Raw genomic sequence first — 8,154 nt, 5'->3', positions numbered from 1 at the left:
GGGCGAGTAGACCTTCATCACCATAAAAGATGCCTCCTACCCGGCCCCTACCGGGACCGGGCTCAGAGGTGTCCACCACTCGGGGACAGGTCCCGTCAGTGATGAGCTTCATTCAGACCGGCAAGATCGACCTGAAGTCCGACAACGCGATCGAGACGGCCGGCGGCAACACGTCGACCTTCACCCGCGTCACGTTCCCCACCCCGTTCCCGCCCGGCGCCAGCGTCGTCGTCCTCCCCCTGACCCAGACCTTCAACGGTCCGGAGACGCCCGGCATCCGCATCCACGACGTGACCACCACCGGCTTCCTGATCCGCTTGAACGAGGTGTACGCCGGAGCCACCAAGAGCGACGGCAAGCACACCACCGAGACCATCGGCTGGCTCGCCGCAACCGTCTGACCTGCTCCCAGCAGCCAGGGCGCACGGTCGGCGGGCCTCGGACAGTCGGCTGGAGCGTTGAGGAAGTCGCCCGGCACTGCGAGGAAGACTGACCCGATCGGCGCCGGGTAGCAGCGTGCGGGATGGTGGTCTCGGGCCTGACGGTCGAGGCCACCATTCCCCGGACTCAACTGACTGGCCCCGCGGCCGGAACGCTGACGCCTCGCACGACGGGAGCCGGTCGGCGGCTCCACCAACTGCCATGAGCCGCACTCGTCACGCGCACCGCACGCCTCTCGGGGAGCCCGCGTCAGCATCTGGGTCAAACACGGGGCGGGGCGCTGAGCGCCCCTAGGAATCCGCTGGTCGCAGGCTCATATGCTGTACCCGAACTACGAGGTGCGGACGATCACTGGCGGAGGGATTCCGCAGACTCCGTCCGCCATCGGTGTCCGCCGTGGCGCAACGGCTCCGGCTACGGAGAGGGCAGGCGACGGGCGAGGTCGGCGGCGAGCTGCCCGCCGCCTGGCCGTGCTCGTCCAGGTCGAGCCGCTCGAGGACCTGGAGCAGCTCGACCGTCTCACGAGCTTCGGTGACCGTGAGCAGAGCGAGGCGGGGCTCGTCGGAGTAGGTGCCGGTCACGACATCGGTGTCATGGTCCATGCCGTTTCAACGGCTCCTGACCGGCCAGGACACGGGTAGATGATCTGGGCCGTCCCGTACAGGGGTCAGGCCGCTCCGGCCACCTGTAGACCGCCCTTGTGAGTCCAACTCTTCACCGGGCGCCTCTCGCCGCCGGTGGTGGCGGTCAGGGTGAGGACGGCGCCGGGCTGTCCATGCGTCCCGAGCCACTCCAGGAACTTCGCGTCGGCCACCTCGGGCCTGGACCACACGCCGAAGATGGCCGGCCCGCCCGGACGGAAGCGGAGTACGACTTCGTGCTCGACGTCCTTGCCCTCGAGGCCGGTGTTGTCCACGGCGGGCCTTCCTGCGCTGATCGGGTGCTGGTGCGCGGCGGGGCGGCGTCGGCTTCGCGGGCGCGACCCCACCGGGCACCTTCAGGGTGGCACACCGGCCGCGCCTCGCCGCGGGCCGGCCTGCCGAGTCGTGCGCCGCAGGGGGTGGCGGGGCAGGCCGGTGGGGCTTCAAGCGGACGGACAGCTACGGCCTGATGGCGATCACAGCTTCGATGGGGACGGTGTTCTCGAAGGCGCCGTTCGGGCTGAACGCGGTGAGCTCGCGGCGCAGGCGTTCTTCGAAGGCGGCCTGTCGGGTGCTGAGGACGGCGGGGCTGGAGTAGGAGAAGGAGGACTGCAGTCCGACGAGCTCGTCCAGGGTGCGGGTGAAGGTCTGGTCCCAGCGGGCGGTCTCGATGTGGGAGAACGCGGACCGGGCGAGTGCGTCGTCCCGGCCTTCGGCGGGGTGGGCGGCGGGTCCGTGTTCCTGGCGGTAGCCAGGTCCGATAACGTCGGTGCAGATGCTTTCGATGATGTCGAGCCACTCCGGTCTGATCGTGCTGGCCCGGGGGCCGGTGGAGACGAGGGCAATCCCGCCGCCGGGGCGGATGAGCGTGTCGAGGTCGGCTAGGAGGCGGTCCTGGTTCATCCACTGGAAGGACTTGCCCATCGTGCACAGGTGGAGCGGGGGCAGGCCCATGCCGGTGAGGCCGGCGGCGTCGCCGCACGCCCAGGTGATGTTGCCGATGCCGTGCGTGGCGGCGGCCTTGCGGCCTTCGCTGATCATGGCCGGTTCGATGTCGACCGCGTGGACGTGGCCGGCCCGTGCGGCGAGGGGCACGGTGATGGTGCCCGGTCCGCAGCCGAGGTCGAGGACCGTCTGGGTTCCGTCGAGACCGAAGCGGTCGGTGAGGAGCGTGAAGAACTCCTCGGGGTAGTGGGGGCGGAAGGCGGCGTAGTGGTGTGCGGCGGAGGCGAAGGTTGTCACGGGGTGGTGCTCCTTCCGGGGCGGGTGGCGATGAGGACTTCGGTGCGGATCACCTCGTCGTAGAGGCCCGAGGGGTCGTGGTCGAGGAGGGTGCGGCGCAGGTCGCGGGTGAACGCGTCCAGGCGGTCCCCGAGTTGGGCGGGGGTGGAGTAGGAGTTGGACAGCTGGAGTCCGATGAGCTGGTCGAGGTCGCGCGTCACGTGCTGGTTCAGGGACGTGAGCGCCACGTGGGAGAACGGCGAGCGGCGCAGGGTGTCGGTGAAGTGGTCTTCGGGTTCGGGGTAGGTGCCGGTGCCGGCGCGGCGTACGGGCCCGAGGTAGGAGGTGCGGACTCCGGCGATGACGGGCGCCCAGGCGGGCAGGGGCGTGGTGCCGGGGGGACCTGCGGAGGCGATGACGATGCCGCCGCCGGGGGTGATGAGCGTGTCGAGGTCGGCCAGGACGCGGGGCCGGTCGAACCAGTGGAACGACTTGGCCATGACGCACAGGTCGACTGGGGGAAGTCCCAGGGCGGTGATCTGGGTGGAGTCGCCGTTGACCCACTCGATGTTCGTGATGCTCCGCTCGGCGGCGAGGCGGGCGCCGGCGGCGAGCATCCCGGGTTCGGGGTCGATGGCGTAGAGGCGGGCGACGTGGGGCGCCAGCGGCAGGGCGGACATGCCCGGTCCGCAGCCCAGGTCCATGACCGTCTGGGTACCGTCGAGACCGAACCGCTCGGCCAGGAGCGCGAAGAACTCTTCGGGGTACCAGGGGCGGAAGCGGGCGTAGTGCTTCCTTGCCGAGGCGAACAGCGCGGGCGGGTCGGCTGTCACAGCATGCCTCCTGCACGGGGGAGGGGTCATCGGGCGAGGGTGGCGAGGTAGGACTCGGCGGCGGTCCAGGGGGTGAGTTCGATGCCGAAGCCGGAGCGGGGCCCGTCGGTGGTGTGGACGAGCCGGCCCGACAGGTAGACGGTGTCGCCGGTGCGGAACGCCCCGGTGTACGCGCCCAGGTAGGAGCGCATGTGGGTGATGCGGCGGGCGAAGACCTCTGGGTCGTCGACGGTGGAGTGGATGACGGTGTCCACGCCGATGCCGTACAGCGCCGGCGTGGCGAGGCCCTGGACGTCGTCGGTGATGGTGGCGACGACGCTGATCGCGCCGACCTCCTTGGTGGTGACGTCGGTGAACGTGGTGTCGCCGTCGTCGCGAAGGGGTTCGCAGTTGATGTGTGCGTCGGCCCCGGCCGTGAGGCCCTGGAGCTTGCGGGTCTCCTGCCGCATGAGGACGTCGAAGGAGCTGCCCGTCATGTACTTGGCGCGGCGCAGGTAGAGCCGGGCCAGCGCGTCGCCCTCGTACGGGCGGATGAGGTCGCGGGCGGAGAAGAGTGCGCGGGCGGCTTCGTAGCCGCGGGGGCCGTAGCAGACGAGGTCGATGTCGGAGTGCGCGTTGAAGCAGCCGACGAGGAACGAGCCGGTCACGCCGAGCAGGTCCGTGGCGCCGAGGTCGACGACGCGGTCGATGACGGCCTTCAGGTCCCGGGCGACGGCGGTGTCGCCGAGGAGCTCGGGCGCCTGGTGCAGGACGGCCAGGGCGTGGCGGCAGGAGTAGTGCCGGGTGACGTCCTGGCGGGGCACGCCGGTGATGACGCAGCCGATCGTGTCGGAGTAGAGGTAGCACTCGGGCCGGTCGGCGAGGATGCCGAACGCCTTGGAGACGACCGTGTTCTGCCGGTAGGTGCGCCCGAATAACTGCCGGTCGCCCTTGTCGTCCGGGTAGTACTTCACGTACCCGAGGTAGTGGGTGGGCGGGTGGACGTCGCCGATGACCTTGAAGACGATGCCGTGGCGGTCGAGGAGGTAATCCCGGTCACGCACCGCCGGTACGGCAGTGCTCAGGCTGAGCGGCGAAGGCGTCGAGGCTGGGGAAGGCGGCGGTGTCGATACGGCCGGTGCGCTCATACTGCTCGACTCCCATCGTGAACAGGGTGCGGCGGTAGTTCCACTTGGTGGCCTTGTCGGTGTTCGTGAGATCGGCCGGCTTCATGAGGGCGAGGAAGAACAGCGCCTTGATGAGCAGGAACTCGCCCAGGTGCCGGCCCGGCCTGGTCCCCAGGACGTGCAGGGCGGCTTCGTCGAGCGCGGCCGTGTACCGCTCGCGCTGGGCTGCGGTGGCGTAGTAGCCCTTGGTGCCGCCCTTGAAGGCGATCACCTCAAGGGCCGGGTAGGTGTCGTAGCCGACCGGGGCGAGACCGTGATGCTGCCAGTCGATGACCCCTGTGGGGAACGCGTTGGGCAGGCCGTAGTCGTAGTGGGCCCAGCACATCGGCGTGTGGGCGAGCCGGTCCAGCACGGTCTCCAGCACCACGCGGGTGCGAGGCGTGTCGAGGTCGGGGTTCTCGCCGAAGACGTTGACCGTCCACCCGGCCTGCTTCACCCAGGCGTTCAGCGCGTCGCGGGTGGCCGGCTCGGCGTGCTTGGCCTGGGCGGTAAGCAGCCGGGCACCGACGGCCGCGGCCTCGTCGACCACCTCGTCGGGCATCGGACCGTAAGCGCCGCCGACCGCCGTCCAGGCCGCGTCGTGCAGCGACTCCGGCCCGAGCGAGGGCTCCACGAAGAAGAACTCCTCGCCGACGGAGCTGGTCTCCAGGACGGCGGGGACGGGGTAGCCCAGGGCGGCGATCCGCTGCTGGAACACCGCCTCGCTCTGCAGCTGCCGGCCCCCGGTGCGCCGGTAGCGGGAGCGGTCCTGGTTCACCCAGACGGCGCCTTCGGCCGCGGTCCGCTTCTTGACGAACGTCCACTCATCTTCCATCGCATTTCCTCTTCTCTCGGGAGGTATCGGGGCGTACCGTTCGGCGGCATGATCCTGGCTGTGGTGCGGCACGCGGAGTCGGTCGAGAACGCCGACAAGTACAAGGGCTTCTACCAGGACCCCCGGCCGTGGGCGGGCGCAGCGGCGCACGCCCTGTCGCGGGATGTCATCGGGTTGACGGCACGGGGCTTTCACCAGACGGCGTGGCTGAGCGAGACCCTGCCTCAGGTAGTGGGGGAAGAGCCGCTGGTGTTCGTCTCGCAGTACCGGCGTGCCCGGGACACCGCCGAGCTCGCTCTGCCGGCGATCGCCGCGGAGGTCACGGGGCTGCTGAACGAGCAGCACTACGGTGACGCCACCTACATGACGATGCGGGAGCTGTTCGACACCTTCCCCGAAGGGGCGGACGACCGCCGCAGCCGCAAGCACCTGTGGACACCGCCCGGTGAGGGCGGCGAGTCCCTGGCCGTCGGAGTCCACGAGCGGGTGACCGCTTTCCTGGCACTGCTCGCCTCCGGCGCCATCGAGGCCGGCCGCAACGTGGTCGCCTTCACCCACCACACCGCGATCCTCGGCCTGCGCGCCGTCCTGGAGCAGCGCCCGGTGACCGAGGTCGTCGAGGAATCGCGCGCCCGCAAGCTGCCCAACGCCGCCGTGCTCGTCTACCAGGCGGCCGCGGGCGCATACGAGCTTCAGCAGGTCATCGAGCCTTCCGCGTAAGGAGAGACCGTGCGAACCGCCTTCTTCAACGGACCCGTCCAAAACGGCGACTTCACCTTCGCCGACAAGCCCGGCAAGGCCGTGGGCATACGCGCGGCCACCGCCCTGAACACCCTCCTGGGTGAGCCCGCGGTGCCGCACCTGTGGAACACGGTCACCCTCGAAGGGGACCTGCGCCACCGAACGGACGCGGCCGCCGGCGCGGACCGGAACCAGCACGAGCAGGACCTCATCCGCGCGAAGTACCCCGAGGGCCTGCTGCCCGCCGCGGGAGTGCTCACCGACGCGGACCCGGAAGTCACCCGCCTCGCCCACGACATGATCCGCGACCGGCTCGAGGCAGGCATCCTGAGCGTGGAGAGGACGGCCACCGTGGTGTGCTCGTCCTGCGCTCACATGGCGGGCATCGCCTCGCATGGGTGCAAGGCGTGCGGCAGCACCGAACTGACGGAGAGGCGCGTGCCCCAGCTGACGGCCCGCCGACCCGCCGGCGCCCCGGTACTGGGCCCGGACGATGTGCACGGGCGGCGCCTGGCGCACCTGGAAAACATCGCCCGCAACGTCCCCGACCAGCTCGTCCTCTCCCGCACCCGCGCACACGGGATCAGCCTGGCGCCCTTCGAACTGCCGGGGATGGTGCTCGACCCCCGTGCCGCTCTCCACATCGCAGTCCTGGCCGCCGCCCAGCAGCAGGGCGCCGAGCGTGCCCTCATGCTGGCCACCGAAACCGCCGCCGCGCACGTCGCCGCCTACGGCCTGCCGTTCAGGAGCCACAGAGACATCCGGCTGGGCTACGCCGTCCACGGCAAGGTCCCCTACGGCGACCCGCTGCTCGGCCGGCTCTACGAGGTCCACCGCCTGGGCGACGCGCAGCGCGCGGTGTTCGAGGAGTGGTTCCTGCCGCTGTACGCGCTGCGCGAGCGGGGCGGCATCCACCCCGGCAAGCTGCCCGCACTGGTGAAGTTCTTCCGGAAGATCTCCCTGGCCCCGCCCGGCCTTGAAGCCGAAGGCGGTGCCAGCGAGGTGCGGCGTGCGGTGCGCAGCGGGGACATGGGCTGGCTGATGGACGCGCGTACGGTGACACATCTGCTTCCCGCCTTCCCCGGCCGGGACGCCGTCGGCCGGCTGCGGTGAACCCGGCGGCCCGGCGGCGTCGCCCTTAAGAGCGATGCTGTTCCTTGAAAGTAGGGACGCCCCGATACCCTGTCAACACAGTTCGCATCTGCCCTGTCAGCAGTGGTCGGTTCTCAGCACCCCACGCTGTCAATACAGTTGAAGTCCTGGCTTGACACAGGATCAGGGCGCGAGCCAGGGAACGCCGCCGAGTCGGAGGGCACACATGGACGCCAGCACGATCGCAGCGCAACTACGGCAGAAGATCATCGAAGGGGAGTACCCGCACGGGAGCAAGCTCCCGACCGTACGGGACCTCGCGGCAGAACACGGAGTGAGCCAACAGACGGCGTCCGCCGCCTACACCGCACTGGGCGCGCTCGGCCTGGTCCGCACCGACGCCCGCAGCGGAACCCGGGTGGCAGCGTCCAAGCAGTCCGACGCCCACCTGGGCACCTTCACACCCCCGGACCTGTCGGTCACCCAGGCGTGGAAGCCCACCGCCCCGGGGACCGCGACGGAGGAAACGACGCTGGTACGCCAGCTCGACGCCCCGGCCCAGATGACGGCGTGGGGCATCACGGAGGGCGCGACCGTCGTCGAGCGCACCCGCATCCGGTCGGTTGACGGGGTGCCGGTGCAGCACAAGCTGACAGTGATGCCCTACGAGATCGCGGCCAAGGTGCCCGAGGGGTACGAAGGCACCCCGCCGATGCTCACCCCCGCCGGGGAGACGTCACCGAAGGCACCGGCCGGCGTGCGCGTCGCGGACTGGCTCGGCTGGGACGTCGCCCGCACCGAGTCCGTCATCACCGCCGAGCCGATGGACGAGACCGTCTGCGCGGCCCTGGGCATCCCGGCCGGATCCCCCGGCTTCCGGATCGTCGGCATCACCCGCAGCTCCCAGGGCGAGACGGTGTTCGTGACGATCACCTCGGCACAGCTCCACCACCGCGTCACCCTGGACATCATCGGCTGATGAACAAGCCGTCCGAGCCCGGCGCCCGGCGCGTCCCGCCAAGGGCGCCGGAACGGGACGCCGACGCCGGAGATCAGGCAGGCGCCTGGTAGATAGTGGTGAGAGTCAAGTCGGTAGCCATGACTTGCGGCTCAATGATTCCTAATGTCGTCTGTCAAGCTGCGAGGGTGTTCGGCGGCGTGAGCTCGTAGCACCGCCCGTCGCGGAGGAGGGCCCAGAGGACGTT

Annotated in this window: 10 protein-coding genes; 4 read left to right on the top strand and 6 right to left on the bottom strand. The window is 70.2% G+C overall.

Features of this window, described 5'->3' with window-relative positions; all coding sequences use genetic code 11:
• The first annotated feature begins 101 nt into the window (after positions 1–101).
• Entirely contained in the window at positions 102–401 is a 300-nt protein-coding gene (locus AB0E14_RS38610) for a hypothetical protein (RefSeq protein ID WP_362429889.1), read from the top strand.
• Between the two features lie 330 nt (positions 402–731).
• Here the strand turns inward: AB0E14_RS38610 and AB0E14_RS38605 are convergent, their stop codons facing one another.
• From AB0E14_RS38605 to AB0E14_RS38580, 6 genes are all read right to left on the bottom strand, one after another.
• Positions 732–1,043, bottom strand: coding sequence for a hypothetical protein (locus AB0E14_RS38605; RefSeq protein ID WP_362429886.1), 312 nt, complete (start codon positions 1,041–1,043; stop codon positions 732–734).
• A gap of 65 nt (positions 1,044–1,108) precedes the next feature.
• Positions 1,109–1,357 carry a hypothetical protein gene (locus tag AB0E14_RS38600; protein ID WP_362429883.1) on the bottom strand — a complete coding sequence of 83 codons (249 nt, stop codon included), beginning with the start codon at positions 1,355–1,357 and terminating at the stop codon, positions 1,109–1,111.
• Positions 1,358–1,541: 184 nt separating this feature from the next.
• Positions 1,542–2,324 carry a class I SAM-dependent methyltransferase gene (locus tag AB0E14_RS38595; RefSeq protein ID WP_362429880.1) on the bottom strand — a complete coding sequence of 261 codons (783 nt, stop codon included), beginning with the start codon at positions 2,322–2,324 and terminating at the stop codon, positions 1,542–1,544.
• A complete protein-coding gene (locus AB0E14_RS38590; RefSeq protein ID WP_362429877.1) occupies positions 2,321–3,136 on the bottom strand; it encodes a class I SAM-dependent methyltransferase in 816 nt (271 codons plus the stop codon). Before AB0E14_RS38590 ends, AB0E14_RS38595 begins: the two co-directional genes overlap by 4 nt.
• Positions 3,137–3,162: 26 nt before the next feature.
• The gene (locus AB0E14_RS38585) at positions 3,163–4,179 is read right to left on the bottom strand and encodes a hypothetical protein (protein ID WP_362429874.1); all 1,017 of its coding nucleotides are present in this window, start codon (positions 4,177–4,179) and stop codon (positions 3,163–3,165) included.
• Positions 4,172–5,116, bottom strand: a complete 945-nt coding sequence (locus AB0E14_RS38580) for a phosphotransferase (protein WP_362429871.1) — start codon at positions 5,114–5,116, stop codon at positions 4,172–4,174. Before AB0E14_RS38580 ends, AB0E14_RS38585 begins: the two co-directional genes overlap by 8 nt.
• Before the next feature lie 48 nt (positions 5,117–5,164).
• Here AB0E14_RS38580 and AB0E14_RS38575 point away from each other — a divergent pair, with 48 nt between their 5' ends.
• The 3 genes from AB0E14_RS38575 (at position 5,165) to AB0E14_RS38565 (ending at position 7,928) form a co-directional block, all read left to right on the top strand.
• On the top strand, positions 5,165–5,836 hold the full coding sequence (locus AB0E14_RS38575; RefSeq protein WP_362429867.1) for a phosphoglycerate mutase family protein: 672 nt from the start codon (positions 5,165–5,167) through the stop codon (positions 5,834–5,836).
• A 9-nt stretch (positions 5,837–5,845) separates the two neighbouring features.
• Positions 5,846–6,970, top strand: coding sequence for a hypothetical protein (locus AB0E14_RS38570; RefSeq protein WP_362429863.1), 1,125 nt, complete (start codon positions 5,846–5,848; stop codon positions 6,968–6,970).
• A 205-nt stretch (positions 6,971–7,175) separates the two neighbouring features.
• Positions 7,176–7,928, top strand: coding sequence for a GntR family transcriptional regulator (locus AB0E14_RS38565; protein ID WP_362429860.1), 753 nt, complete (start codon positions 7,176–7,178; stop codon positions 7,926–7,928).
• Positions 7,929–8,154 lie beyond the last annotated feature (226 nt).

Origin of the sequence: Streptomyces sp. NPDC047981, from assembly GCF_040653315.1 — a bacterium.
Classification (GTDB): domain Bacteria; phylum Actinomycetota; class Actinomycetes; order Streptomycetales; family Streptomycetaceae; genus Streptomyces.
This window is presented reverse-complemented; position numbering and strand designations above follow the sequence as displayed.